At 59.8% G+C, this 25,519-nt stretch carries 28 protein-coding genes; 17 read left to right on the forward strand and 11 right to left on the reverse strand.

The features are described 5' to 3' along the window. Positions 1–8: 8 nt before the first annotated feature. Positions 9–932 (forward strand): histone deacetylase family protein, encoded by a 924-nt coding sequence (locus GH656_RS04915; RefSeq protein ID WP_153074850.1) that lies wholly within the window; start codon positions 9–11, stop codon positions 930–932. 50 nt (positions 933–982) lie between these two features. On the opposite strand, the gene GH656_RS04920 is transcribed toward GH656_RS04915, so the two are convergent. Next, the gene (locus GH656_RS04920) at positions 983–1,912 is read right to left on the reverse strand and encodes an alpha/beta hydrolase (protein ID WP_153074851.1); all 930 of its coding nucleotides are present in this window, start codon (positions 1,910–1,912) and stop codon (positions 983–985) included. Between the two features lie 252 nt (positions 1,913–2,164). Here GH656_RS04920 and GH656_RS04925 point away from each other — a divergent pair, with 252 nt between their 5' ends. The 6 genes from GH656_RS04925 to GH656_RS04950 all read left to right on the forward strand — a co-directional run bounded on the left by GH656_RS04925 (position 2,165) and on the right by GH656_RS04950 (position 8,574). Then, positions 2,165–3,199 (forward strand): methionine ABC transporter ATP-binding protein, encoded by a 1,035-nt coding sequence (locus GH656_RS04925; RefSeq protein WP_153074852.1) that lies wholly within the window; start codon positions 2,165–2,167, stop codon positions 3,197–3,199. Beyond that, complete coding sequence (locus GH656_RS04930; protein ID WP_153074853.1) at positions 3,189–3,842, forward strand: methionine ABC transporter permease; 654 nt, start codon at positions 3,189–3,191, stop codon at positions 3,840–3,842. The genes GH656_RS04925 and GH656_RS04930 overlap by 11 nt, the downstream gene beginning before the upstream one ends. A 30-nt stretch (positions 3,843–3,872) precedes the next feature. Next, positions 3,873–4,667: a MetQ/NlpA family ABC transporter substrate-binding protein gene (locus GH656_RS04935; protein WP_153074854.1), complete on the forward strand. Its 795-nt coding sequence runs from the start codon at positions 3,873–3,875 to the stop codon at positions 4,665–4,667. 290 nt (positions 4,668–4,957) lie between these two features. Then, the gene (locus GH656_RS04940) at positions 4,958–5,707 is read left to right on the forward strand and encodes an electron transfer flavoprotein subunit beta/FixA family protein (RefSeq protein WP_153074855.1); all 750 of its coding nucleotides are present in this window, start codon (positions 4,958–4,960) and stop codon (positions 5,705–5,707) included. Between the two features lie 14 nt (positions 5,708–5,721). Continuing rightward, the gene (locus GH656_RS04945) at positions 5,722–6,657 is read left to right on the forward strand and encodes an electron transfer flavoprotein subunit alpha/FixB family protein (RefSeq protein ID WP_153074856.1); all 936 of its coding nucleotides are present in this window, start codon (positions 5,722–5,724) and stop codon (positions 6,655–6,657) included. A gap of 129 nt (positions 6,658–6,786) precedes the next feature. Then, positions 6,787–8,574 (forward strand): acyl-CoA dehydrogenase, encoded by a 1,788-nt coding sequence (locus GH656_RS04950; RefSeq protein ID WP_153074857.1) that lies wholly within the window; start codon positions 6,787–6,789, stop codon positions 8,572–8,574. A 192-nt stretch (positions 8,575–8,766) separates the two neighbouring features. Here GH656_RS04950 and GH656_RS04955 read toward each other — a convergent pair whose 3' ends face one another. Beyond that, positions 8,767–10,053 carry a D-amino acid dehydrogenase gene (locus GH656_RS04955; RefSeq protein WP_153074858.1) on the reverse strand — a complete coding sequence of 429 codons (1,287 nt, stop codon included), beginning with the start codon at positions 10,051–10,053 and terminating at the stop codon, positions 8,767–8,769. A gap of 186 nt (positions 10,054–10,239) precedes the next feature. Here GH656_RS04955 and GH656_RS04960 point away from each other — a divergent pair, with 186 nt between their 5' ends. Together GH656_RS04960 and GH656_RS04965 are read left to right on the forward strand one after the other, a co-directional pair. Next, positions 10,240–10,728, forward strand: coding sequence for an Lrp/AsnC ligand binding domain-containing protein (locus GH656_RS04960; protein ID WP_153074859.1), 489 nt, complete (start codon positions 10,240–10,242; stop codon positions 10,726–10,728). Between the two features lie 108 nt (positions 10,729–10,836). After that, positions 10,837–11,970, forward strand: a complete 1,134-nt coding sequence (locus tag GH656_RS04965) for a PA0069 family radical SAM protein (protein ID WP_246184205.1) — start codon at positions 10,837–10,839, stop codon at positions 11,968–11,970. A 48-nt stretch (positions 11,971–12,018) separates the two neighbouring features. On the opposite strand, the gene GH656_RS04970 is transcribed toward GH656_RS04965, so the two are convergent. Continuing rightward, positions 12,019–12,486 (reverse strand): NINE protein, encoded by a 468-nt coding sequence (locus tag GH656_RS04970; RefSeq protein WP_153074861.1) that lies wholly within the window; start codon positions 12,484–12,486, stop codon positions 12,019–12,021. 400 nt (positions 12,487–12,886) lie between these two features. On the opposite strand from GH656_RS04970, the gene rpsP reads away from it, so the two are divergent. The 6 genes from rpsP (at position 12,887) to GH656_RS05000 (ending at position 17,092) form a co-directional block, all read left to right on the forward strand. Continuing rightward, the gene (rpsP, locus tag GH656_RS04975) at positions 12,887–13,144 is read left to right on the forward strand and encodes a 30S ribosomal protein S16 (protein ID WP_153074862.1); all 258 of its coding nucleotides are present in this window, start codon (positions 12,887–12,889) and stop codon (positions 13,142–13,144) included. A gap of 149 nt (positions 13,145–13,293) precedes the next feature. Then, positions 13,294–13,965, forward strand: a complete 672-nt coding sequence (gene rimM, locus GH656_RS04980; protein WP_153074863.1) for a ribosome maturation factor RimM — start codon at positions 13,294–13,296, stop codon at positions 13,963–13,965. A gap of 25 nt (positions 13,966–13,990) precedes the next feature. Beyond that, positions 13,991–14,758 (forward strand): tRNA (guanosine(37)-N1)-methyltransferase TrmD, encoded by a 768-nt coding sequence (trmD, locus tag GH656_RS04985; protein ID WP_153074864.1) that lies wholly within the window; start codon positions 13,991–13,993, stop codon positions 14,756–14,758. Between the two features lie 147 nt (positions 14,759–14,905). Next, positions 14,906–15,292 (forward strand): 50S ribosomal protein L19, encoded by a 387-nt coding sequence (gene rplS / locus GH656_RS04990; protein WP_153074865.1) that lies wholly within the window; start codon positions 14,906–14,908, stop codon positions 15,290–15,292. A 50-nt stretch (positions 15,293–15,342) separates the two neighbouring features. Further along, the gene (locus GH656_RS04995; protein WP_153074866.1) at positions 15,343–16,035 is read left to right on the forward strand and encodes a CoA pyrophosphatase; all 693 of its coding nucleotides are present in this window, start codon (positions 15,343–15,345) and stop codon (positions 16,033–16,035) included. Between the two features lie 118 nt (positions 16,036–16,153). After that, positions 16,154–17,092 (forward strand): CobD/CbiB family protein, encoded by a 939-nt coding sequence (locus GH656_RS05000; protein ID WP_153074867.1) that lies wholly within the window; start codon positions 16,154–16,156, stop codon positions 17,090–17,092. 13 nt (positions 17,093–17,105) lie between these two features. Here the strand turns inward: GH656_RS05000 and GH656_RS05005 are convergent, their stop codons facing one another. Genes GH656_RS05005 through GH656_RS05015 form a run of 3 tightly spaced genes read right to left on the reverse strand, consistent with a single transcriptional unit; the run spans position 17,106 to position 19,656 of the window. After that, entirely contained in the window at positions 17,106–17,438 is a 333-nt protein-coding gene (locus tag GH656_RS05005; RefSeq protein ID WP_153076560.1) for a putative signal transducing protein, read from the reverse strand. Positions 17,439–17,458: 20 nt separating this feature from the next. Then, positions 17,459–18,397: a ribosome small subunit-dependent GTPase A gene (rsgA, locus tag GH656_RS05010; protein ID WP_153074868.1), complete on the reverse strand. Its 939-nt coding sequence runs from the start codon at positions 18,395–18,397 to the stop codon at positions 17,459–17,461. Beyond that, positions 18,394–19,656: a M48 family metallopeptidase gene (locus GH656_RS05015; RefSeq protein WP_153074869.1), complete on the reverse strand. Its 1,263-nt coding sequence runs from the start codon at positions 19,654–19,656 to the stop codon at positions 18,394–18,396. Before GH656_RS05015 ends, rsgA begins: the two co-directional genes overlap by 4 nt. Positions 19,657–19,852: 196 nt before the next feature. Here GH656_RS05015 and orn point away from each other — a divergent pair, with 196 nt between their 5' ends. After that, positions 19,853–20,494 (forward strand): oligoribonuclease, encoded by a 642-nt coding sequence (gene orn / locus GH656_RS05020; protein WP_153074870.1) that lies wholly within the window; start codon positions 19,853–19,855, stop codon positions 20,492–20,494. Positions 20,495–20,532: 38 nt separating this feature from the next. Here the strand turns inward: orn and mog are convergent, their stop codons facing one another. From mog to GH656_RS05040, 4 genes are all read right to left on the reverse strand, one after another. Further along, the gene (mog, locus tag GH656_RS05025; RefSeq protein WP_153076561.1) at positions 20,533–21,156 is read right to left on the reverse strand and encodes a molybdopterin adenylyltransferase; all 624 of its coding nucleotides are present in this window, start codon (positions 21,154–21,156) and stop codon (positions 20,533–20,535) included. Further along, complete coding sequence (gene yjgA, locus GH656_RS05030; RefSeq protein WP_281349636.1) at positions 21,137–21,751, reverse strand: ribosome biogenesis factor YjgA; 615 nt, start codon at positions 21,749–21,751, stop codon at positions 21,137–21,139. Before yjgA ends, mog begins: the two co-directional genes overlap by 20 nt. Positions 21,752–21,908: 157 nt before the next feature. Continuing rightward, positions 21,909–22,217, reverse strand: a complete 309-nt coding sequence (locus tag GH656_RS05035) for a DUF1272 domain-containing protein (RefSeq protein ID WP_153074872.1) — start codon at positions 22,215–22,217, stop codon at positions 21,909–21,911. A gap of 141 nt (positions 22,218–22,358) precedes the next feature. Next, the gene (locus tag GH656_RS05040; RefSeq protein WP_153074873.1) at positions 22,359–22,661 is read right to left on the reverse strand and encodes a hypothetical protein; all 303 of its coding nucleotides are present in this window, start codon (positions 22,659–22,661) and stop codon (positions 22,359–22,361) included. A gap of 501 nt (positions 22,662–23,162) precedes the next feature. On the opposite strand from GH656_RS05040, the gene pmbA reads away from it, so the two are divergent. Continuing rightward, positions 23,163–24,533: a metalloprotease PmbA gene (pmbA, locus tag GH656_RS05045; RefSeq protein WP_153074874.1), complete on the forward strand. Its 1,371-nt coding sequence runs from the start codon at positions 23,163–23,165 to the stop codon at positions 24,531–24,533. 140 nt (positions 24,534–24,673) lie between these two features. Here the strand turns inward: pmbA and GH656_RS05050 are convergent, their stop codons facing one another. Then, a complete protein-coding gene (locus tag GH656_RS05050) occupies positions 24,674–25,198 on the reverse strand; it encodes a dihydrofolate reductase (protein ID WP_153076562.1) in 525 nt (174 codons plus the stop codon). Positions 25,199–25,519 lie beyond the last annotated feature (321 nt).

A 25,519-nucleotide genomic window follows, 5' to 3' on the forward strand; every position in this document is an offset into this window, starting at 1 on the left:
AATGGCTCATGGCAACTGCTTTTTATTCTCACACTGACTGTTTGCTGCATGAGATGGGTGAGGATCATCCTGAAGCTCCGGCTCGTTTGCTGGCAATCGAAGACCAGTTGATCGCCAGCCGGATTGATACGCTGCTGGAGCATGTTTCGCCGCCGCTGGCTGATGAAGCGGCGTTGCTGCGTGTGCATACCCAGGCACACCTTGATTACCTCCTGACTCACGCGCCGGTGAGCGGCTATGCCTCGATTGATGCCGATACGCGGATGAATCCGCATACCTGGCGAGCGGCGCTGCGAGCTGCAGGCGCTGCGCTTGCCGCGACCGATGCGGTGCTGGCGGGGCATTACGACAACGCGTTTTGCAGTGTGCGCCCGCCTGGGCATCACGCCGAACCGGCCCGGGCGATGGGATTTTGCTTTTTTAATAACGTGGCGCTGGCTGCGCGTCACGCGCTTGATGTGCATGGTTTGCAGCGCGTGGCGATTGTCGATTTCGATGTGCACCATGGCAACGGTACCGAGGCGGCTTTTGCGGGCGATCCACGCGTGTTGATGTGCAGCTTCTTCCAGCACCCGTTTTTTCCGTTCACTGGGGTGGACCATCAAGCGCCCAATATGGTCAATATCCCGCTTGAAGCTCGGGCCAAAGGCATGGTGGTGCGTGAGGCGGCTGATCAGATGTGGTTGCCGCGTTTGCGGGCGTTCAAGCCAGAGATGATTTTTATTTCGGCGGGTTTTGATGCGCACCGTGAGGATGATCTTGGCAACATGAGCCTCGTCGAAAACGATTTCATCTGGCTCACCGAGCAGGTGCAGCAGATTGCCAAGCGCTATGCCAGCGGCCGGATCGTGAGTTGTCTCGAAGGCGGCTATAACCTGTCAGCGCTGGGCCGTAGCGTGGTGGCGCATGTCCGCACGCTCGCGGGTTTGTGACGGCGTGTGCCTGGCGATGGCTGGGCCTGCGGTAGCGCCAGCCAGGCCGCTTATCGGGCGCGCTTGATGATCCACTCGAGCAACGCTTGAATCACCCGTTCGCGTTCCAGATCATTCATCGTCTCGTGATAAGCCGCGTCATAGAGCGTCAAGGTGGCGTCGGGCGATCCCACGTGAGCGCCAAACTCCTGGCTGCCATCGGGTTCGGTGAGTTTGTCGCTGGTGCCGTGATACACCAGCACCGGCGTGCGTAGGCTGCCGCGTCCCTGTTTGATGCGTGTCATCGCCAGCAGGAGTTCCGCGCCGGTGCGCGCGGGAATCGCGCGATGGTGCACCAGTGGGTCCCGGCGGTTGGCTTCGACCACAGCGGGGTCGCGCGCCAGCAGCTCGGGTTTGATTTTCAGCGCTGGAAAGCGCGGCCAGATCCGGCTGATAACTTGACTCAAGGCGAGCATCCAGCGCGGCACATCCCGGCCGGGCGCGAGCGCGGGGCTCGACAGGATTAATCCAGCCAGCGGCGTGCCGTGGCTGTTGGCGCGCTCGATGGCATATAGCGCGGCGATCGAGCCGCCCATGCTGTGCCCCATCAGGAATAGCGGGTGGCCGCTGCGCGCGGCGACGCGGAGCAGGGCCTCGGCATCCAGCAAATATTCATCGAAGTGGCTAACCCATGTGCGTGCGCCAGGCGCATGGCCGTGTCCGCGCAGATCGAGCGCCAGCAGTTCGATCCCGGCCGCGTTGAGTTCCTGCGCTAGCGCCTGATAGCGCTGGGCGTGCTCAGCCAGACCGTGCAGCAGCGCGACCGTGGCACGCGTGGTGCCGTGCGCGGGCCAGCGGTAAAGCGGGAGCTTCACTCCGTCACGGGTGGTGACATAGGTCGTGCCGCCGCTGTTGGCCGTCACGCTGGCAGCAGTGGATGGGGTGCTGGCCGTATTGGGGGTGGCAAGCAGGGAGTCAGGCTGGGTGGCTTCGCGCTTCATGCTGGTTGTGCCGGAAATGGAGATCGCCAGATCATAGTGGTAGCCGCGCGATGTGGGGCATCTGTGTGGCATCCAGTCGGTGCGTTGCCGCGGCAGTTATGCATTCCGGTTATGACTGGAGCGAAATTGATTATTAAAGAGAATGACAACGCTGCGGTAGAATCGCTCCCCAATCCAAGTTTAAAAAGTCACGGCGGCTGTTTGTCGGCACGCAGATCATGCGTAACGGCAGGTCCGCCGTTTCGTCTTTTCATGATCGAACTCAAAAATATTTCTCAGCGTTTCGCTGGGCCTAAGGGCTGGGTCGAAGCGCTGCACAACGTCAATCTGTCGATTCCGCCAGGTGAAGTGTTCGGCATCATCGGGCGCAGTGGCGCAGGCAAGAGCACGCTCGTGCGCACCATCAACCTGTTGACCCGGCCAACCGAAGGCAACATCGTGGTCAATGGCCGCGACCTGACGTTGCTGGATGCCGCTTCGTTGCGCGAGGCCCGGCGCGAGATCGGCATGATCTTCCAGCACTTCAACTTACTGTCGTCGCGCACGGTATACGGCAATGTCGCGCTGCCGCTCGAACTGGCGGGGCTCAAGCGCGCTGAGATCGAGGCCGCCGTGCTGCCCTTGCTGGATCTGGTTGGACTGTCGGCGCAGAAGGACCGTTATCCGGCGCAAATCAGCGGTGGCCAGAAGCAGCGCGTCGGTATTGCGCGGGCGCTGGCCAGCAAACCCAAAGTCCTGCTTTCCGACGAAGCCACCTCCGCGCTTGATCCTGAAACCACGCGCGCCATTCTTGATCTGCTCCGGCGCATCAATCGTGAACTTGGCCTGACCGTCGTGCTGATTACGCATCAGATGGACGTGATTAAACAGGTCTGTGATCGTCTGGCGGTACTGGACGCTGGCCGGGTGGTGGAGCAGGGGCGTGTGATTGATGTGTTTTTACAGCCGCATCACGAAGTGACGCGCGCGTTGATTGGGGATGTGATCGCGCAAGAACTCCCTCCTGCGATGAAAGCCCGCGTGGCCGAGCGCCTGAAAAACGGCCGGGGTCATTTGCTGCGCCTCGCCTTCACCGGCTCGGGCGTAGACCAACCCATTCTTTCCGAAACGATTCGCCGCTACGAGCTGGACTTCAACATCCTGCATGGCCAGATCGACGAGATCCAGGGGCAGGCGTTTGGCTCGCTCGCGGTGCTCGCGGACGGTGAGCCGGTGAAGATGGCGCAAGCGCTGGCGTATCTGCGTGAACAGGGTGTGGTGGTTGAGGAGCTGGCCTATGTTGACTGAAATGTTCGATATGTTTGTGCAGTCGTTTTGGGAAACGCTGGTGATGGTCGGCGTGTCTGGCGTGATTGGTACCCTGGTTGGTTTGCCACTGGGCGTGCTGCTGTATCTGACCGATCGTCACAGCGTGCTGCAAAACCTCGCACTGAACCGGGTGCTTGGCATCGTGGTCAATGCGGTGCGCTCGACCCCATTCATCATCTTGCTGGTTGCGGTGATTCCGTTGACCCGGTTACTGGTTGGCTCATCTATTGGCACGATGGCTGCCGTGGTGCCGCTGACCATTGCCGCTGCGCCATTTGTCGCGCGGCTGGTCGAAACTGCGCTGCGCGAGGTTGACCGTGGCTTGATCGAAGCGGCTCAGGCGATGGGCGCAACCACACAGCAGATCGTTTTCAAGGTGCTGCTGCCTGAATCCTGGCCTGGTGTGGTGGCCGGGCTGACCATTACGTTTGTGTCACTGGTGGGCTATTCGGCGATGGCGGGTGCGATTGGCGGCGGCGGGCTGGGTGATCTTGGCATCCGTTATGGTTATCAGCGCTTTTTGCCGGAAGTGATGCTGGCGGTGGTGGTGATCCTGATTGTGTTCGTGCAGGTGGTGCAGTCGTTTGGCGACTGGCTGGTGCGCCGTCTGAGTCATAAATAGTTTTGAACCTTCTATTTCTATAGGCTGGTTATGCAACGTCGTCTGATTCTCAAACTGGTGGCTCTCGTGGGGGCCGCTGCACTATTCACTGGTGCCGCGCAGGCGGACGAAGTGATTAAGGTCGGTGTGACCGGCGGGCCGCACGCGCAATTGATGGAAGTCGTCAAAGGCGTCGCCGCACGCCAGGGCCTGACGCTCAAGATCATCGAATTCTCCGACTACGTTCAGCCGAATGCCGCGCTGGCGGGCGGGGATCTTGATGCCAACAGCTATCAGCACGAGCCCTATCTGCAAGCGCAGATCAAGGATCGCGGCTACAAGCTGCTGAAGATCGCGGACACCGTGACGTATCCGATGGGCATTTATTCGAAGAAGGTGAAGTCGCTGGCCGAGTTGCCTGCCGGGGCGAAGATCGCCGTGCCGAACGATCCGACTAACGGCGGCCGGGCGTTGCTGCTGCTGCAAAAGCAAGGGCTGCTGAAGTTGCGTCCCGAAGCTGGTCTGAAGGCCACGCCGCTGGATATCGTCAGCAACCCCAAAAAGCTGAAAATCATCGAGCTGGACGCGGCGCAAATTCCTCGCTCGCTGGGCGATGTCGACGCGGCCGCAGTGAATACCAACTTTGCGATGGAAGCCGGGTTGAAGCCAAAACAGGACGCGATTGCGCTGGAAGATCCAAAAGGCCCTTACGTGAATATTCTGGTGATCCGCGCGGTTGACCGGAACAAACCATGGGTGGCCAAGCTGATTGCCGCTTACCACTCGCCGGAAGTGAAGCAATACATTGAGAACAAATACGGCGGCGCGGTGATTGCGGCCTGGTAAGCCAGACGGATTGTCTGGCAGCAGCAAGCCCTGCGGCTGCGCTGATGGTTGTGTTGCCTGCAGGCGTTAGAGGGGCGCGTCAGAAGCCGGGGCTGGTTCCCCGGTTTTTTTACGATTAAAATCGAACGACCGTTCTTTATTTCTGCAGTGAATCCCCTGGTAGTTAATCCTGTTGTGCGGCTGGGGCCATGGTCCCAGCGCGAGATGCCCTGTGCCCGGGCGGTTGCCGCGACAAGGCTATCGCTATAAAGTGCGCAAGGTTGACGTATTCGTAACTTTGGAGCGTGTGCATGAAAATCCTGGTGCCAGTCAAACGAGTGGTCGATTACAACGTCAAGGTTCGGGTCAAATCGGACGGCACGGGCGTTGATATTGCGAATGTGAAGATGTCGATGAACCCCTTCGACGAGATCGCGGTAGAAGAAGCGGTGCGTCTGAAAGAAGCGGGGGTGGCGACGGAAGTGATTGTGGTGTCGGTAGGCGTGACGCAGGCCCAGGAAACGCTGCGCACCGCGCTGGCGATTGGTGCCGACCGCGCGATCCTGATCGAAGCGAATGAAGAAGTGCAGCCACTGGCTGTGGCGAAACTGCTCAAAGCGCTGGTGGACAAGGAGCAGCCGCAACTGGTGATTCTTGGCAAACAGGCGATCGACGACGACTCAAACCAGACCGGCCAGATGCTCGCCGCGCTGGCCGGTCTGCCGCAAGCGACGTTTGCTTCAAAGGTGGTGATGGCCGATGGCCGGGTTCAGGTTTCGCGTGAAGTAGATGGCGGTGCTGAAACCCTGTCGCTCTCGCTGCCCGCTGTGATTACCACCGATCTGCGTCTGAACGAACCCCGTTACGTGACGCTGCCCAACATCATGAAGGCCAAGAAAAAGCCGCTTGAAACACTCAAGCCGGAAGACTTGGGCGTCGATATCAGTCCCCGTCTGAAAACCCTGAAGGTTGTCGAGCCGCCGCGGCGCAGCGCGGGCGTCAAGGTGCCGGACGTGAAAACGCTGGTTGAGAAGCTGAAAACCGAAGCCAAGGTGCTGTAACGGAGAGCAACGAAATGACGATTCTGGTAATTGCTGAACACGACAACGAGTCGATCAAGGCGGCCACGCTGAATACCGTGGCGGCAGCAAAGAAAATTGGCGGTGAGATACATCTGCTGGTAGCGGGCCACAATGCCCAGGCCGCCGCTGAACAGGCCGCGCAGATCGCGGAGGTGGCTCAGGTGCTGCTGGCGGATGCGCCATCACTCGCGGCGGGGCTGGCGGAAAACGTCGGTGCGACGGTACTGGCCATCGCCAGAAATTATTCGCACATCCTGGCACCGGCAACCGCTTACGGCAAAAACATTGCACCGCGCGTAGCGGCGTTGCTTGATGTCGCGCAAATCAGCGATATCACCGCAGTGGATTCCCCCGATACCTTTGAGCGGCCGATTTACGCCGGTAATGCGGTGGCAACAGTGCAGTCGCTCGATCCGGTCAAGGTCATCACGGTGCGCACCACAGGTTTTGATCCGGTCGCAGCCACGGGCGGCACGGCGACGGTGAAGCCGGTTGACGCAGCGGCAGACCAGGGCCTGTCGCAGTTTGTCAGCCGCGAAGTGACGAAGCTGGACCGTCCGGAGCTGACTTCGGCGCAGATCATTGTGTCGGGTGGGCGTGGGCTGGGCAGCGGTGAAAACTACACGCGTGTGCTGGAGCCGCTCGCGGACAAACTGGGTGCGGCGCTCGGCGCATCGCGCGCGGCCGTTGATGCGGGCTACGTGCCTAACGACTACCAGGTTGGCCAGACCGGCAAGATCGTCGCGCCGCAGTTGTATCTGGCGGTCGGTATTTCGGGGGCGATCCAGCATCTGGCCGGGATGAAGGATTCCAAGGTCATCGTGGCGATCAACAAAGATCCCGAAGCGCCGATTTTCTCGGTGGCTGATTACGGTCTGGTGGGCGATCTGTTCGAACTCGTGCCCCAGCTTGTCGGCGAACTGAGCTGAACTGAGCGCCAGACAGATACCGGGCCAGACGCCGCAAGCGGTAGCTGGCAATACATCAAGGGGTGCCTGACCTGTTCGTCCGGCACCCTTTTTTTCATCATAAATATCGAGAGCTGGAGGAGAACTGACATGTATCGCGCCCCTGTCAAAGACATGCTGTTTGTGCTGCAAGAGCTGGCTGGCCTGGAGCAGATCGCTGCGCTGCCGGGCTTTGAGGACGCGAATTCCGACACGGCCCAGGCCGTGCTCGAAGAAGCCGCGAAACTGTGCGGTGAGGTATTGACCCCCCTGAATGTGACCGGCGACCGTAACCCAAGCCACTGGCATGACGGCGCAGTGAGTGCGACGCCGGGTTTTGGCGAGGCGTTTCGCCAGTTCGCGCAAGGCGGCTGGCAAGGGGTGCAGCATCCTGTTGCGTATGACGGGCAAGGGTTGCCCAAGCTGATAGCGACGCCTTGCATCGAGATGCTGAATGCGTCGAATCTATCGTTCGCGTTATGTCCATTGCTGACCGATGGTGCTATCGAGGCGTTGCTGACTGCAGGCACCGAGGCTCAAAAGCAGGCGTACGTTCCTCGGCTGATATCTGGCGAGTGGACCGGCACGATGAACCTGACCGAGCCCCAGGCCGGCTCGGATCTGGCGCTGGTGCGCACCCGCGCAGAACCGCAAGACGATGGTTCTTACCGCCTGTTTGGCACGAAGATTTTTATCACGTGGGGCGAGCACGATATGGCGCAGAACATTGTCCATCTCGTGCTGGCGCGCACGCCGAACGCACCGGAAGGTGTGAAAGGCATTTCGCTCTTTATCGTGCCGAAGTTTCTGCTCAATGACGACGGCTCGATTGGTGCACGTAACGACGTGCACTGCGTTTCGCTGGAGCACAAGCTGGGCATCAAGGCGAGCCCGACGGCGGTGTTGCAGTTTGGTGACCATGGCGGAGCGCTAGGTCATTTGATCGGCGAAGAAAATCGCGGCCTCGAATACATGTTCATCATGATGAATGCCGCCCGCTTTGCCGTGGGCATGCAAGGTGTGGGCATTTCTGATCGGGCGTACCAGAAGGCGGCTGCCTATGCGAAAGACCGGGTGCAAAGCCGTCCGGTTGATGGCTCGGCGAAGCAGTCGGTGTCGATCATTCACCACCCCGATGTGCGCCGGATGCTGGCCACGATGCGGGCGTTGACCGAAGCCTCCCGCGCACTGGCGTATGTCGCGGCGGCGCACTGCGATCTGGCGCATGCGCATCCTGATGAGGCGAAGCGGGCCGAACACCAGGCGATTTATGAATTTCTCGTGCCAGTGGTGAAAGGCTGGAGCACCGAGTTGTCGCTTGAGGTCACGAGTTTGGGCGTGCAGGTGCATGGTGGCATGGGTTTTATCGAGGAAACTGGTGCTGCGCAGTATTACCGTGACGCCCGCATCCTGCCGATTTACGAAGGTACGACAGCGATTCAGGCGAATGACCTGATCGGGCGCAAAACGCTGCGGGATGGTGGCGCGGTGGCACGCGCGCTGCTCGATGGCGTGGCGCATACGCTCGAAGCGCTAGGGGCGCAAAAAGGCGCGGCGTTCGACTCGATGCGGCGTTATCTGAGCGCCGGGCATCAGTCGTTGACGGCGGTCGTTGCGTTTGTCATTGCCCATGCAAAAAGCGATCCGAACGCGGTGTTTGCTGGCAGCGTGCCTTATCTGAAGCTCGCGGGGATTGTGCTGGGTGGCTGGCAGATGGCGCGGGCGTTGCTGGCTGCCGCTGAGCGGCAAGCTGAAGACCCGTCGTTTTATGGTGCGAAGATCGCTACGGCGCAGTTTTTTGCCGAGCATGTCTTGCCGCAGGCGAGCGCGCTCGAAGCGTCGATTGTGAGTGCGAAAGGCGATCAGGGCGTGCTGGCGCTGACAGAAGACCAGTTTTAGCTTGATGCGCGTGATGCGTGTGGCTTTTGCTACTGAGGCGGGCCGGGTTTGTCTCGGCTTATTCCGGCCAGCCTGGCTAGTTAAATCAACTAGCCGTTAAACAACCGTTGAGTAGAAGTTAAGCAGCCGTTGAGGGACGGCTGTTTTGCTACCAGGCGCTACGCCAGACGCCAGACGTAGCGCCCTGGCCGGTCAGGCGAAAGCGGGCCGGGCTGTGTTGTCGGTGGCACCCAGATAGCGATGCACGGTCAGATCATCGGCGCGGATGGCCGGTTGCTTGCCCGATATCAGATCGGCTAGCAACTGGCCTGAGCCGCATGACATCGTCCAGCCCAGCGTGCCATGCCCCGTATTCAGGAAAAGGTTAGAGAGCGGCGTGCGGCCGACGATTGGCGTGCCATCGGGCGTCATCGGGCGCAGGCCGGTCCAGAAGGTCGCTTTTGAGGTATCGCCGCCACCGGGAAACAAATCGTTGACGCACATCTCGAGCGTTTCACGCCGGGCCCGTTTGAGCGTCTTGTCAAAGCCGACGATCTCCGCCATGCCGCCGACCCGGATCCGGTCATCAAAACGCGTGATGGCGATCTTGTAGGTTTCGTCCAGCACGGTGGAAACCGGCGCGGCCGCTGCATTGAGAACGGGGGCGGTGATGGAATAGCCCTTGAGCGGATACACCGGGATCTTGAGCGTGTGCGCGAGAAGCGGAGTCGAATGAGCGCCCAGTGCGACGACATAAGCCTCTGCACGCACCAGTTCATGACCGCACTGGACCCCAGCGATACGCCCACCGCTTAATGCGAGCGCATCGACTGGCGTGTTGTAGCGGAAGGTGACGCCCAGTTCTGTGGCAAGCGTGGCGAGGCGCTGGGTGAACAACTGGCAGTCGCCGGTTTCGTCACCAGGCAGGCGCAAGCCACCGGTGAGCTTGTGCGAGATGGCCGCCATCGCGGGTTCGACTCGGGCGAGATCGGCGGGCATCAAGAGTTCGTACGGCACATTGGCCTCTTTGAGCACCGCGATATCTTTGGCTGCGCCATCAAGCTGTTGCTGAGTGCGGAACACCTGCAGCGTGCCGCCCATCCGGCCTTCATATTGAATACCGGTGTCGGTGCGCAAGGCTTGCAGGCAGTCGCGGCTGTATTCCGCCAGCCTGACCATCCGGCCTTTGTTAATGGCATAACGCGCGGTGGTGCAGTTCTGCAGCATTTGCCACATCCAGCTCAACTGGAACTGCGTGCCGTCGAGACGGATCGATAGCGGCGCGTGCTTCTCGAACATCCATTTGATGGCTTTGAGCGGCACGCCAGGCGCGGCCCACGGCGCGGCATAACCTGGCGAAATCTGCCCGGCGTTGGCAAAACTGGTTTCGAGCGCGGGACCGGGTTCACGGTCGATCACGGTGACTTCGTGGCCAGCCCGGGCGAGATAATAAGCGCTGGTTACGCCAACCACGCCACTGCCTAACACAACGATACGCATAGCTGCTCCGAAAAATCGAGGGGCGAATGGCTGCTGGCAGCAATCGCTTTGGTTTTAATTCTGGTTTCAGCGTGTGATACCCAAGGGGCGCGCACTATTAGTTCAGCGAGCCCAGTATTTTTGTCTATAGTATTTTGCTTAATGCAGTTTTTGTTACTGTATTTTTCAGTTTTTCAGAGGTAATTTATGCGAATGCAACGTCAGTCAGTTCGTGCGCTGGACAATCTTGACCGCAAGATTCTTGCGCTGCTTCAGCAAGACGGCCGGATGGCGATGAAAGACCTTGCGGAGCAAGTTGGGTTGTCGGTGACGCCCTGTATTGAGCGGGTGCGGCGCATGGAGCGCGATAGCGTTATCACCGGTTATTACGCCCGGGTTAATCCCGTTGAACTGGGCGCGGCGCTGCTGGTATTCGTCGAGATCACGCTCGATCACAAGAGCGGCAATATGTTCGACCAGTTTCGCCGCGAGGTGCAGAAGATTCCTGAGGTGCTGGAATGCCATCTGGTCTCGGGGGATTTCGACTATCTGATCAAGGCCCGGATTGGCGAAATGGCCGATTACCGCAAGCTGCTGGGCGATATCCTGCTGCAATTGCCGGGGGCGGTGCAGTCGAAGAGCTATGTGGTGATGGAGGAAATCAAGGAAACGCTGATGATTTCAGTGGCGGAGTAAGTAAAAAGAGGCTCGACCAGGAGGCTCGAATGCTGTATGTTTGTACAGTATTCGAGCCTCCTTTTTTATTTCGTTTCCGTTTCCGCTTTCTCTTTCCTGCTTTCCGCTGTGACTGATTCCCGCGCTGAATTTCCGCTTGCTTCTCCGGTGCCCCGTAAGGGGCGCGGTGCTGTCACGAATCTGCAAGGGCGCTATGAGGTCGATCAGCGTAGCGCGGTTGACGATGGCTGGGCACCGCTTGCTGAACCCGGCGAGGCGGATGAGCCTGCAGTGTTACGCACTGAAGTGTTTGAAGAGCAGGCTAAAAGCATCCTGACGCGTAACGCGTCGCCAGACATTCCCTTTAACGTATCGCTCAATCCTTATCGCGGCTGCGAGCATGGCTGCATTTACTGCTTTGCGCGGCCGACGCACAGCTATCTGGGGCTGTCTCCCGGGCTCGATTTCGAGAGCCGCATTTACGCCAAAATCAACGCGCCAGCATTGCTGCGCCAGGCATTGTCCCGGCCTTCATACGTTGTTGAGCCGATTGCGCTGGGGGTGATTACCGATGCCTGGCAGCCGGTTGAACGCGATCTGAGGCTGACGCGCCAGGTGATCGAAGTGCTGGCCGAATACGGCCATCCCTTTGCTGCGATCACCAAGTCGTCACTGATTGAGCGCGATCTCGACCTGCTGGCACCCATGGCCGCGCGCAAGCAAGTCATGGCCGCGATCACGATGACCACGCTCGACCCAGCGCTGGCGCGAACGCTCGAACCACGTGCGGCCACGCCCGCGCGCAGGCTGCGCACCATTCGCACGTTGAGTGAAGCGGGGGTGCCGGTGGGGGTGAGCATCGCGCCGGTCATTCCGTTTGTGACCGAGCCCGATCTTGAGCGGGTGCTGGAGGCGTGTGCCGAGGCGGGGGCGACCCATGCCAGCTATATCGTGTTGCGTTTGCCGTGGGAGGTCGCGCCGCTATTCAGGGAGTGGCTGGACGCACATTTTCCGGACCGCGCTGAGCGTGTGATGAATCGCGTGCGTGACATGCGTGGCGGCAAAGATTACGACGCATCGTTTGCCAGCCGGATGAAGGGTGAAGGGCCGTGGGCTGACCTGTTGCACCAGCGTTTTCGTCAGGCGGTGCGCCGCGTTGGCCTGAATGAACGCTCGCGCGGCATTCTCGATATGTCGCAGTTCCGTGGCGTGCAGGCCGCGGCCCGGCCACGTGACGGAGAGGCGCAACTGGATTTGTTCTAGCTTTGTCCGGACCTTTGCCTTGATCTTTATTCTGGCTGCGCTGCAACATTATTGAGATAGTGCTTTTGCTGCCTGAACCTGCGCTTCAAAGTAGGTTTGAAACGAAAGGGCGAGGCCGGTCATGAGCAGGAAGGCACCAATGAGCAGCGCGAAGATGATGATGAAAATCACCGTCCAGCCGGAGCGGCTATGCCGCTCGGTGCCCGCATTAAACTGCGCATCCCATTTTTCGTCAGGGCGCAGCCCGTACACGATGGCGGCCAGAAAGGCGGAGAGCAGCGAGACTGCTCCGGCGAAGGCCAGGATCCAGCCCAGTACCGAGCCGCGCTCGGTTGCGACGAGCAGCATGAACCCGGGAATACCTATTAGTGTGCCAAGCAGATGAGCCCAGCCAGCCAGGTCGCGCAGCCCATATAGGTAAAAGCGATGCGCGCCGAGGCTGCCGAAGAAAAACGCCAGTGCAGCGGTGATCGTTTTCGATTTGAAGCGGGAAAGATGCGAGGCAGGGGTATTCATGTGACGTCGACGGTAAGGTGATTAATAGATAAGTGAGATGAGCGGAATGGGCGCGGAGGCGGGGGAAATCTGTTTCGCGGGCATTCTACGCTCGCTGGATGCCTGGCTGGATGCGGCGGCCAGGGGCGGGTCTCAGTGGTCTCGTAAATGGCAGGTTTATAAACATCCCGCTTTGGGCTTTTGCCCATGTGTTCCATCTGTTCCGTCTGTTGCAGGCACCCATGCGGGCTTGGGCAACTGTAAAAACGGACGTTTCAGGCCCACATGGTTTTCGGGACGAATGGCTTCGCAGGACGGTGCTCAATTGGGTTTGTGGCGGTAAGTGTTTGTTATGGCTTCGGTTTCAGTCTATAATCGCGCGTTTTAGTGTTTCCGAACCCCGGTTTTCAAGGATTCTAGTATGGTCATCATTCGCCTGGCTCGTGGCGGCTCGAAGAAGCGCCCTTTTTACAATATCGTCGCAACCGATTCGCGTAACCGTCGTGACGGCCGCTTTATCGAGCGCGTTGGGTTTTACAACCCGATAGCAACAAAGGGCGAAGCGTTGCGTATCGCTCAAGATCGCCTGACTTACTGGCAAGGTGTTGGCGCGCAACTGTCGCCTACCGTTCAGCGTCTCGTCAAAGAAGCACAAAAGGCCGCTGCGGCTGCTGCCTGATATCGACCTGACTAGCCCGGTACGGCTGGTATTGGCTTTGCGGTGCACCTCTGGCTGGCGCTTTTTGCGTCAGGCTAGTTTGTGCCGGAGCCAAACGGGTTTAGCAGGCTGTCGTTTCTTGGGCCGGCTTAGGCTGGTTATGGTTGGTTATGGCAACGCATGATTCCAGTAAGACTGAACGCGCCCAAATTTCATTTGGCGCGTTTTCACGTAAACCTGTCGAGCGTGCTGCCAGCACGGGCACGGTTGATTTGACGCTGCGCGCGGAGTCCGCTGAAAGCTGGCCGGACGATGCCGTGGAAGTTGGCGTGATCGTCGATTCCTATGGTCTAAAAGGGTGGGTGAAGGTCGCGGCTCATGCGGATGCAGGGCGTGGCGGCGATGCTTTGCTGACTGCACCGCGCTGGTGGCTGTTAAAAGACCATGAGCGCCGCTCGACTGGGGCGCAGGGCGCGAAAGTTCATGGCGACAGTGTTGTTGTCGCTTTGGGCGGCGTGACGGATCGTGATGCTGCGCTGTTGATGCGAGGCACGCGCGTCTATATTTGCCGCAGCGATTTCCCTGCCCTCGAAGCCGATGAGTTTTACTGGGTTGATCTGCTGGGGCTTGATGTTGTCAACGAGGTGGGTGTTGCGCTTGGCACGGTCGCTGGCATGATCGACAACGGCGCGCATTCGGTATTGCGCGTTGCGTATCAGGCCAGTGGCGTAGAGGGCAAGAACACAACGGCTGAGCGGTTAATTCCGTTTGTCGGCGTATATGTCAAGGCAGTGGACCAGGCAGCGAAGCAAATCACTGTCGACTGGGAAGCAGACTATTAACTGGTGCGGATAGTGGGAGCGGGCGATGCAGTTTGATGTTGTAACGCTCTTTCCTGAGATGTTTCGCGCGCTGACTGACTGGGGTATTACCAGCCGGGCGGCGAAGCAGGCGCGTTATGGTTTGCGTACCTGGAATCCGCGCGATTTCACGGCTGACAGCTATCGCACCATTGATGATCGCCCCTACGGTGGTGGCCCCGGCATGGTGATGCTGGCGCGGCCGCTGGAAGATGCGATTGGTGCGGCCCGGCTGGCTCAGGCGCAGCAAGGTATTGGCAATTCGCGGGTGGTGATGATGTCCCCGCAGGGCGCCACGCTGAATCACCGCAAAGTGATGCAGCTCACGCAAGTGCCAGGGTTGATCCTGTTATGTGGCCGCTACGAAGCCATCGATCAGCGCCTGATCGACCGGTGTGTCGACGAAGAAATCAGTCTTGGCGATTTTGTCCTGTCGGGTGGAGAGCTGCCCGCGATGGCGTTGATGGATTCGGTGGTGCGTCAGTTGCCAGGTGTGCTCAACGACGCGCAATCGGCGGCTCAGGACAGTTTTGTGGATGTGCTGCTGGATTGCCCGCATTACACACGCCCTGAAGAGCTCGACGGTGCGCGGGTGCCAGATGTGCTGCTGGGCGGGCATCATGCCGAAATCGAAAAATGGCGTCGCCGTGAAGCGTTGCGTAACACGCTGCACAAGCGTCCTGACTTGATTGATCAGGCGAGAAAAAACAAGATGTTGAGCCGTGCTGATGAGGCATGGCTCGCAAGTCTCATGAAGGAAGCGCCCCGGGCTTAAACCTCTGGAGCATTTCGCATGAGACACAGGCGGTGCCGGCCATGCGTGGGCGGTGCCAGATGTGAACCCATCCTCTATCGGGGCCGTCGCCGCGCGTGATACGCAAGGCAGGTACGAACGCCGACAAGATGGCTTTAGGAGTTAGTGATGAATCTGATTGCAATACTTGAACAAGAAGAAATCGGGCGCGCGCTCGCCGGTAAGACAATCCCTGAATTCGCTCCTGGCGATACAGTGATCGTCAGCGTGAACGTGGTTGAAGGGACGCGTAAGCGTGTTCAGGCCTACGAAGGTGTCGTGATTGCCAAGCGCAATCGTGGTCTGAATTCGTCGTTTATCGTGCGCAAGATTTCGTCGGGTGAAGGCGTTGAGCGGACGTTCCAGACATACTCGCCGCTGCTGGCAAGCATCGAAGTGAAGCGCCGTGGTGATGTACGCCGTGCAAAGTTGTACTACTTGCGCGAGCGTTCGGGCAAATCGGCCCGGATCAAGGAAAAGCTGGTGTCGAAGAACCGCACAGCTCCTCAAGCGTAATAGCTGCAAGAAAAGCACCCACCCGGGTGCTTTTTTATTGGTTGTGACCCGTGACCCGTCCTGTTTTCGAACCCGAAGCATTGCCTGTCGAATCCGTGGGGAATGATTTGCCCCAGGTTGACCCCGAACGTCTATCCGCTGCGGGTTTGCGGGCATATTTCAGGCGGCCAGTGCAATGGACCTCCGAACCTGTTGACGTCCAGGCACCGACCCAGGCTGATCCTCGTGTCGCAGCGGTGCTGATGCCGCTTGTCGTGCGTGAGAGCGGCCTGAGCGTGCTGCTGACGCAACGTGCCGATCATCTGCATGATCATGCTGGCCAGATTAGTTTCCCAGGTGGCCGCCGCGAGCCGTTTGATGCCAGCGCTATTGCCACTGCGTTGCGCGAGGCTCAGGAAGAGGTTGGTCTTGATCCGCGCCATGTCGAAGTGCTGGGTTCGCTGCCCGACTATCTGACGGGTACGGGTTTCCTGGTGACGCCCGTGGTTGGCCTCATTCATCCGCCGTTTTTGCTCGAAGCCGATACGCTTGAGGTGGCCGAAATTTTCGAGGTGCCGCTGAGGTTTTTGATGAATCCCCTTCATCACGAGGTGCGAGTGCTGCATTGGGAGGGCGGTGAGCGGCGCTTCTTTGCCATGCCATACCCCCGCGGGAGCGATACGGAGCGCGCCAGTGGGCAGTATTTCATCTGGGGTGCCACAGCGGCGATGCTGCGCAATCTATACCGGTTTTTAGCGGCTTGAATAACGCCTGGCGACGAGGGTTCTCTGCCAGCATCAACGGGCTTGCCCGATCTGGTATAGCAGCCCCTGTGCTATCGTTCTGCATCGTTCGTATAACCCGAATCTCACGGCGCATAGCATGACTTTTTTCTCTGTATTGCTGGCTCTTATCATCGAACAGATGCGCGCGCTGGCGCCCGGAAATGCAGTATCCGCACTGCTTCAATATCACGCCCGATGGGCTGCACAAGGTTTTGATGCAGGCAAGCCAAAGCATGGCGTGCTGGCATGGCTGGTCGTGGTGCTGCCCTGGACCTTGATGGTCGCGCTGGTCTATTACGTGCTGCATCACATCAACTTCATGCTGGCGTTTTTCTGGAATATCGCCGTGGTGTATTTCACACTCGGCTTTCGCCAGTTCAGCCACTATTTCACCGATATTCATCTCGCGCTCAATAACGACGACATGCCACGCGCGCGTGAAATTCTGCACGAATGGACCGGGCTCGATACCGTCGATATGCCGGTTAGCGAAATCGTCCGGCATACGCTAATTCACGCAGTCGTGGCTTCGCATCGGCACGTGTTTGGTGTGTTTTTCTGGTTCCTCTTGCCGGTGGGGCCAGCGGGTGCCGTGTTGTACCGGGTCGCCGAATATCTCGCGCGGCAGTGGTCGCAGCCAGGCGCGGAGCGCACTGAAGCCTTTTCCAGTTTTGCGCAGCGCGCGTTTTTTGTGATCGACTGGGTGCCTGCACGGCTGACGTCGCTTGGTTTTGCGATTGTCGGTAATTTCGAAGATGCGGTTTACGCGTGGCGCAATCATGCCCGTCAATGGCCGGATACGAACGATGGCGTGCTGCTGGCTGCGGGCAGTGGTGCGCTTGGTGCGCGTCTGAGCGGGCCGCTGGCTGAGCCGTCCAGCCTCGATGCACTGTCCTCCGGGGACGGCGGGTTGGTGCAGGTAGGTGACGATTGCACGCCGCGTACTTTGCAGTCGGCCGTGGGTCTCGTATGGCGTGCCGTGATTTTGTGGATGCTATTGCTGTTGATGCTGACTATCGCCGTGTGGATGGCCTGACGCAACCCGGCAGTTAGTGTGCTGGCGTGTCGTCACGTGGCTCGCGTGCCGCGCCGCATTGCCAGCACATCGTGAATTGCGCTTCGAGCCGTTCACCACATTGCCCACAGTGCCAGGGCAATGCATCAAACGCTGGGTCCTTTGCGCCAGCTTCAATCAATTGCCGTGCCAGTTCTTCGTCAGACGCGTTTGCCAGCCATAGCTCGGGCGCGCACTGATCGGCCGGAATCTCTCCCAGTGCACCGCTTAGATAGCGGTTGCGCAATTCACACTGAATACCTGCTGCGCTTAGCAGATTGAGCCAATGCTGTGCGATCAGCAGGTTGGGTGCGCGAACGAACTTGATCATGCCGACTCCGTGTGTCATCAACGCACGATCTGGCTGGCCTCATGGACCAGTTGGGCATAAAGCGTATGCCGCCCACGTGCGATTTCGCCTTTTTCAACCGCTTCCAGAATCGCGCAACCCGGCTCCTGCAAATGATGACAGTTGTAAAAGCGGCAGTGCGCCAGCAGCGGCCGGAATTCAGGGAAGGCGCGTTCTAGCTGGCCTTCGGTCAGATGGTGCAAGCCGAACTCCTGAAAGCCAGGTGAATCAATTAGTGCGCCGCCGTCTGGCAAGGGATACAGCCGGGTGAAGGTCGTGGTGTGACGGCCGCTATTGAGTGCGGTCGAAATTTCACGCGTGGCGACTTCGGCGTTGGGGACGATCAGGTTCACGAGGGTCGATTTGCCCATGCCTGACTGACCGAGCAGCAACGTGGCATGACCATGCAGATGTTCCGCCAGCAGCGCCTGGGCGTGCTCGGGTTGCGCCTTGATCGACAGTTCGAGCACCGTATAGCCCAGCCCTGCATAACGTTCAAGCCGCGCCCGCGCGCGTGGCAATTCAGCCGTGACGTCGGTTTTGTTGAGCACGATCAGTGGCTTTAACCCGTGGGCTTCGGCAGCGACCAGTGCACGGCCGAGCAGGTCTTCGCTGAAATGCGGTTCGGTGGCCAGCACGATCAGCAACTGGTCGAGGTTGGCGGCGAACAGTTTCGACTTGTATTGATCGGAGCGGTACAGCAGGTTGCGCCGCTCGCCAATTTCGACGATCACGCCCTGGTCGGCCGAGGTCGGCTCGTAGATGATGCGGTCGCCTACTGCGATCTCGCTGCGTTTGCCTCGAGGAAAGCATTGCAGCATTGCGCTGCCGTCTTCGGGTGCCACCAGATAGTGGCGGCCGTGCGCGGCAATCACGAGGCCTGGCACGCGGGTGCCGCTGGAGGCGCGCGGCGCTTTGCGGGGAGGGCGGCCGTTCATGCGAGGGCTTGCTGCAGACGCTCGATTCGCTGTGACGCAGGCGGATGCGAGTAATAAAACGCGCTGTAAAGCGGGTCGGGGGTCAGGGTCGAGGCGTTATCTTCGTACAGCTTGACTAGCGCATTGACCAGATCCTGGGCATCGGTCTGGGTAGCGGCGAAGGCATCCGCTTCGAATTCATGTTTGCGTGAGCTGAGGCTGCCAAGCGGGGTGACAAAAAATAGAAAAACCGGGGCGACCAGAAAAAACAGCACCAGCGCGAGCCCGCTATTGCCGCCAATCAGCGATGGCCGCACGCCAAGCCCTTCGTAAAACCAGACGCATTGCGCTAGCCAGCCGAGCAACGCGAGCATGACGAGGCTCAGCGCGAAGGTGACGGCCATGCGTTTCATCACGTGACGTCGCTTGAAGTGGCCGAGCTCGTGTGCCAGCACGGCTTCGATTTCACGGCCATTCAGGCGCGCGAGGAGGGTGTCGAAGAAGACAATGCGGCGCGAGGCACCAAAGCCCGTGAAATACGCATTGCCATGAGCCGAGCGGCGGCTGCCATCCATCACGAAGAGCCCTTTCGCGGCAAAGCCGCAGCGCTGCATCAGGGCTTCGATACGGCTTTTTAGTGCGTCGTCCTGGAGCGGTTCGAACTTGTTGAAGAGCGGCGCGATAAAGGTTGGATAGAGCAGCAGCACCAGCAACTGAAACCCGACCCAGACGACCCATGCCCAGAGCCACCACGCGCTGCCCGCCTGATTCATCAGCCAGAGCACGGCAAATAACAGCGGCAACCCGAGAATTACCCCCAGCGCCAAGCCTTTCAGCCGGTCTGCGAAGAAGATGCCGCGGCTCATCCGGTTGAAGTCGAAGCGTGCTTCGATGACGAACTGCCGGTAATACTCGAAGGGCAAGTCGATCAGGCTGAGTAGTGCGATCACTGCGGCTACTAGCCCGATCTGTCCGGCGTAGTCGCGGCCGAGCCAGTCGCTGAACGCCAGGTCGAGCCACTGGATCCCGCCCAGCAACGTAAGCCCGATCAGCACTGCGGAACTCACCACGATCTCGATGATGGCCAGGCGGGTGCGGGCGATGGTGTAATCGGCGGCGCGCTGGTGCGCGCTAAGCGCAATGGCATTGGCGAACTGCGCGGGCACTGCGTCGCGGTGCGTGGCGACAAAGCGGATTTGCCGGGTGGCGAGCCAGAGCTTGACGAGGGTCATGGCCACAACGGCGAGCACGAAGAGTGCGGTGAAGTACAGGGTGGGCATACGGAGTTCCGTGGTAACTATGCGAGAATTATAGGTTTGTTGCCGCCGTCCGGGCGGGCTCGTGCCTCGCGCTGGGGGCTGCTGGACGGCAAGAGACGCATGGCGGTTTTATCTTTTACTGGTACTGCGTGTGCGCCGTGCGGGCCTACGGGTTTGGACCGGTGCGCTGCCAGACCACATTCTGGGCTTGTCTTTCATGACTGATATTTCCACCACCACCGCTCAGCTGCCGCTCGTGCGCAGCGATATGAATCTCATCTGGCTGGATATGGAAATGACCGGGCTGGATCCCGAGCACGATCGCATTATCGAAATTGCTGTGGTAGTGACCAACTCAACGCTTGAGCGTCTGGTAGAAGGCCCCGTGCTGGCGATCCACCAGAGTGATGAGACGCTCGCCGGCATGGATCAATGGAATCAGAACACTCATGGCCGTTCGGGTCTGATCGGGCGGGTGCAGGCTTCAACGGTCACTGAGGCCGGCGCGGTCGAACAGATCCGTGCTTTTGTGGGTGCCTATGTGCCGCCGGGCAAGTCCCCAATGTGCGGCAATTCGATTTGTCAGGACCGGCGTTTCATGGCGCGCTGGATGCCGGAGCTGGAGCGTTTTTTCCATTACCGCAATCTGGACGTGAGCACCCTGAAAGAGCTGTGCCGCCGTTGGCAGCCGGGGATTTACAAGGGCTTTCAAAAGCGTGCGATGCATACCGCGCTGGCCGATATTCACGAATCCATCGACGAACTCAAGTACTACCGCGAACATTTCCTGATTCCTGCCATGCCTGCCATGTCTGACGCGCCTGGAACGCCAGCGGCTCAGGCCAGCGGCGAGGCCTGAACCTCGCTGGTTGGAGCCCCGGTTGTTCTGCACGGGGTTCAGGCGCTGGTTGCCCGCTGTGCGCTTTTCGGCCGGAACGCTGCCACTACAGCGGCGTTGGTCGTGACATAAGGCCCGCCAATCAGGTCGATGCAATACGGCACAGCCGCAAAAATACCCGGCACTTGCAGGGCACCTGATGCATCGCGCAGCCCTTCGAGGGTTTCGCGGATCGACTTTGGCTGTCCGGGCAAATTGATGATGAGCGCCGCATGGTTCGCGGTCTCGCGGATCACCGCAACCTGACGCGACAAAATCGCCGTTGGCACAAAGTTCAGGCTGATCTGCCGCATCTGCTCGCCAAATCCTGGCATTTCTTTGCTGCCTGCCGCCAGCGTGGCTTCAGGTGTTACATCGCGCCGCGCCGGCCCGGTGCCACCAGTGGTCAGCACCAGATCGCAACCCACCGTATCGACAAGTTCAATCAAGGTCGCACTAATCGTTGCCGCATCGTCCTGGATGAGCCGTGTTTCTGCCCGCCATGGTGAGCTGAGCGCGTGGCTGAGCCATTCAGTCAGCGCCGGAATGCCCTTGTCGTCGTAAACGCCGCTGCTGGCCCGGTCACTGATCGAGACGAGCCCAATGACGATCTCGTCAGGGTGATTACGGCTGGGTGTCGTCATCATCGTCGCTGAAGGTGTCGCCGTCGGCTTCATCGGCGCTGGCGCGCGGGTCATCGGCGTGCTTGATCCACTGGAATAACTCGCGGTAATAGCGCGGTGGTTTGCCTTGCAGGGTTTCTTTGCGGGAATTGCGGATCAGCATGCGGCCTTGTTGCGGATCGACCTGCGGATGCTGGCGGATGAATTCGGTGAGCGCGGTGTCGTCGGCGAGTAGTTTGTCGCGGGTGCGCTCAATCCAGTGCAGCCGCGCGGTTTCGGCCTTGTTGACGCCGCGCTGGGTGTCGAGAGCGAGGCGCAGTGCGGCGGTTTCGTCGTCGGTGAGCGTGCGCATCACGCGGCCGACGTACTGTACCTGGCGGCGCTTGCCTTCGTGATCGGTGATGCGGCGCGCTTCGCGCACTGCGTCGTCGAGCTTTTCGGGCATCGGCATGCGCTTTAACGCATCTTTGGGCAGGGCGATCAGCGCTTCGCCGAGTTCTTGAAGGGCGTGCATGTCGCGCTTCAATTGCGATTTGCTGGGGCGGTCGTAGCCGTTGTCGTCTTCTTCGCTGGCGACAGCGGTTTCCATGGGCTGGATGCGGGTTTTGCGTGTCATGGGCGGCATTGTAACTGCGGGGTCCGCGCTTGGGGGCCTGTGGTTGGCCGGGTTTGACGCGCGCGGGCGGTGCTACCTCACGAAGGGTGTAGCGCGAGTGGGCGAATGAGTTGCCCGAATGCGCTGCGAACGATGGCGCGGCAGAGTGGCAGATCGGCTAACGGCGTTCGGGCGGAATGGTTTTGAGCTGCGCGGCAAACTGCGTGTGAGCGGCAGGATCAACTGGCTTGTGCGTGATTTTCGCCGTGGCCGGGTGCTGCTCGATGCAATTGCCGTTTTTCCAGTTGTGCGCGGGCCTGACGGGCCTTGGCATAAAACCGCCGCCGCAGTTTGGACAGACATTGGCGAGCACCGTTGCGACACAGGTGGCGCAGAACGTGCATTCGTAAGAACAGATACGGGCCGCCGATGAGGCGGGCGGCAGCGCCTGGTTGCAGTGCTCGCAGGTGGGGCGGAGTTCAAGCATGGTGGTGTCTCGTTCACGGATGGGGGGCCCGGTTCGCGCCCGGTGTGCCGCAGATTGTGGCATGCCGGGTGTGAAGCCCACGCTGCGTTGCGCCAGAAGCCAGATGTTAGAAGCCAAACATCAAACATCAAACATCAAACATCAAACGCCCGTTGACTGAAGCAGCGGCATCATCTGGTTTGCTGGCGGCTTGTCAGGCGAGGCAAATGAACGGTAGATATCCCCGGCTCCTTGAAGCAGCAAGATGCCTCCAGCACCGAATGCGCCACCGATAGTCAGGCTGACCGGTTCTTGCCCTATGGGCGACGGAGCTTGATTGACTTTGTTTGGGCTGCTGGAGAGCCAGAAGCCACAGGCACCACCCGTGATAAAGCAGAAAGACAGCGCCAGTTTCAGGCAGCCTGTCGCGCGGATGCTGGATTCGGCGTGCGGACGTTGCTGCACGGTAGTTTCTTTTTGAATTGACGTGTCCGCTCCGTTGACTGGTATTCCAGGGCGATAAGAAGAGGTGGGCGTAGAGCGCGTTTGTCCCATATGAAGTCATTCCAGTTGATCTGGTCTGCGATATGAGCCATGAATGCGAACATTCGCCACTCGCCGCGCCAGCTAGTTGTGAAAATCATCGCTCCCAGATTCAGAGCGATGGATTGATCTGCACTATTAGGTAACCCGGCATGACGGCTCGTTCCGCTCGCGTACCTCCCTATCCCATCAGCTTGCGTAACCGCTTCATCAGGTGTCGCCGCTGCGATGGAGCGGGTTCTGTCATGAGCCCTACAGCCAGTCGCCACCGCGCCAGGCAAATCCAGGGTGAGCCTGTCTGACCTTGTTATGATCGCGGGACGCGACGCGGCGCAGTGAAACGAGATTCATCGCAGCTTCACGCTGACGCGCACCAGGCGAGCTTCGGCTCCGAATCCAAAGGCAATACAGGACGGCACGACAATGGCAGCACACAAGGACGTCAAACAACGGTTTTTCCCGCATACACAAGATGAGCTGAAGCAAATTGCTTCAGACATCCTGCGTCACGCGAAGTCGCTGGGTGCGACGGATGCCGCGACTGAAATTTCCGAAGGCGATGGCCTGTCGGTTTCCGTGCGGCGCGGCGAGGTCGAAACGATCGAACATAACCGCGACAAAATGGTGGGCGTCACGGTGTTTATCGGCAATAAGCGTGGCAATGCAGGTACCTCGGATTTTTCTCCGGCAGCGCTCAGGGATACGGTGGCAGCGGCCTACAACATTGCCCGCTTTACGGCCGAAGACGATTGCGCGAGCCTGCCAGAAAGCGAGCTGCTTGAAACCGCACCGCGCGATCTCGACTTGTATCAGCCATGGAATCTGAGCGCCGACGAGGCTGCCGATATCGCGCGCCGTGCCGAAGACGCGGCCTTTGCCACTGATCCACGGATTCGCAATTCAGAAGGCGCGAGCGTGTCGGCACAGCATTCGCAGTTTGTCCTCGGCACCTCACGCGGCTTTCTCGCGGGTTATCCGTATTCGCGTCATTACGTTGCTTGCGCGCCGATTGCGGGCGCGGGGCGCAACATGCAGCGCGACGACTGGTACAGCTCCAAACGCAGTGCCGCAGATCTCGCCGCTCCCGAAGCCGTCGGGCGTTATGCCGCAGAGCGGGCGCTGGCGCGGATGGGCGCACGCGGTCTTGATACGCGCAAGGTGCCCGTGCTGTTCGAAGCACCTCTCGCGGCGGGTTTGCTGGGTGCCTTTGTTCAGGCCGTCAGCGGCGGCGCGCTGTATCGCAAGACCACGTTTCTGGTCGACAGCCTCGGCAAGCCGGTATTCGCGCCTCACGTGCAGATCAACGAAGACCCTCATCTGTTGCGTGCGATGGGCAGTGCGCCGTTCGACGAAGAAGGGGTGCGCACGCAGCGGCGCTCGGTGGTGAAAGACGGGGTGGTGGAAGGTTATTTTCTGTCGACGTATTCGGCGCGCAAGCTGGGCATGCAGACCACGGGTAACGCGGGCGGCTCGCATAACCTGTCCCTGACCAGCACTAAAACGCGTCCGGACGACGACTTCGAAGCGATGCTTAAAAAGCTCGGCACGGGTTTGCTGCTGACTGAACTGATGGGGCAGGGTGTCAATTACGTGACGGGCGATTATTCGCGCGGGGCCTCGGGCTTCTGGGTCGAGAACGGCAAGATTCAGTATCCGGTTGAGGAATTTACCGTGGCGAGCACGCTGCAGGAGATGTTCCGGCATATCGTTGCGATTGGCGCGGATACGATCGTGCGTGGTACGAAGCAAACGGGTTCCGTGCTGATCGAGCGGATGACGATTGCAGGGCAGTGACGGAAGGTAAAGCGCCGGTGGCCGCTGTAGTCAAAGCGGCGCGGCAGCTTAAAAAAACGCGACGGCAGTCATTTGCCGTCGCGTTTTTTTTATGGCGGTAGCGGTAGCCGTCGCTGCGGTTGTGGCCGTAGCCGCTGCCGCTAGCTCGTATGGCGCGCGCTGGGGGTGGCTGTGCGCCGTTCGTAGGTGACAAACGCGTAATCGAAATCATTCGGCGCATCGGCCCGATGGGTTTCATGCGCGACTTCTTTCCAGTGCGCTGGGTCGGGAGCCGGAAACGTGGCGTCGCCTTCGAAGTCAGCAGATATCTCGGTGACGATTAGTTTGTCGGCGTAGCCCAAGCCTTCGTTGTAGAGCTGCGCGCCGCCAATCAGAAACGCTTCGGGAGCCTGGTCCTGGGCTGCGAGTGTGAGTGCCTCCGCCAGGCTGGTCGCTGTATCACAGCCAGTGAAGCGGCGCGTGGCGTCGCGCGTGACCACGATGTTGCGCCGGCCGGGGAGTGCGCGGCCAATGGATTCGTGGGTTTTGCGGCCCATGATGATGGGTGCGCCCATCGTGGTGCGTTTGAAGAAGGCGAGATCTTCGGGAAGCCGCCAGGGCAACTGGTTGTTACGGCCGATCACGCCATTGCGGGCGCGAGCGACGATCAAGGTGAGCGTCGTCATCGAGGAAAGAAGGAATGGAGGCGCGGCGATTCTACCCGATGCCCGTATGGCGGCCGTGACCGCTGCGGCCGCCATGGTCCGGGAGGGTGTGTTCTGAAGCTGGTTCACGATAACTCGCTGTCACTCGCTGTCGAGCCGCCACTCGAAGCGCATGGGCGGTGGGCTGAAACCTGCACACCGCGTATGTGCGCGCTCAACGACCTAGCGGCGAGAGGCGGCCTGTTCCCGGCTTTCAGTGTTCTGGCCGGTGATTCGCGCAGGGATGCGGTATCGGCGGCAAGCACCGGCTTGATCCACATGCGGCGTGTATCGAGGCTTTCG

Origin of the sequence: Paraburkholderia bonniea (genome assembly GCF_009455625.1) — a bacterium.
GTDB lineage: Bacteria > Pseudomonadota > Gammaproteobacteria > Burkholderiales > Burkholderiaceae > Paraburkholderia > Paraburkholderia bonniea.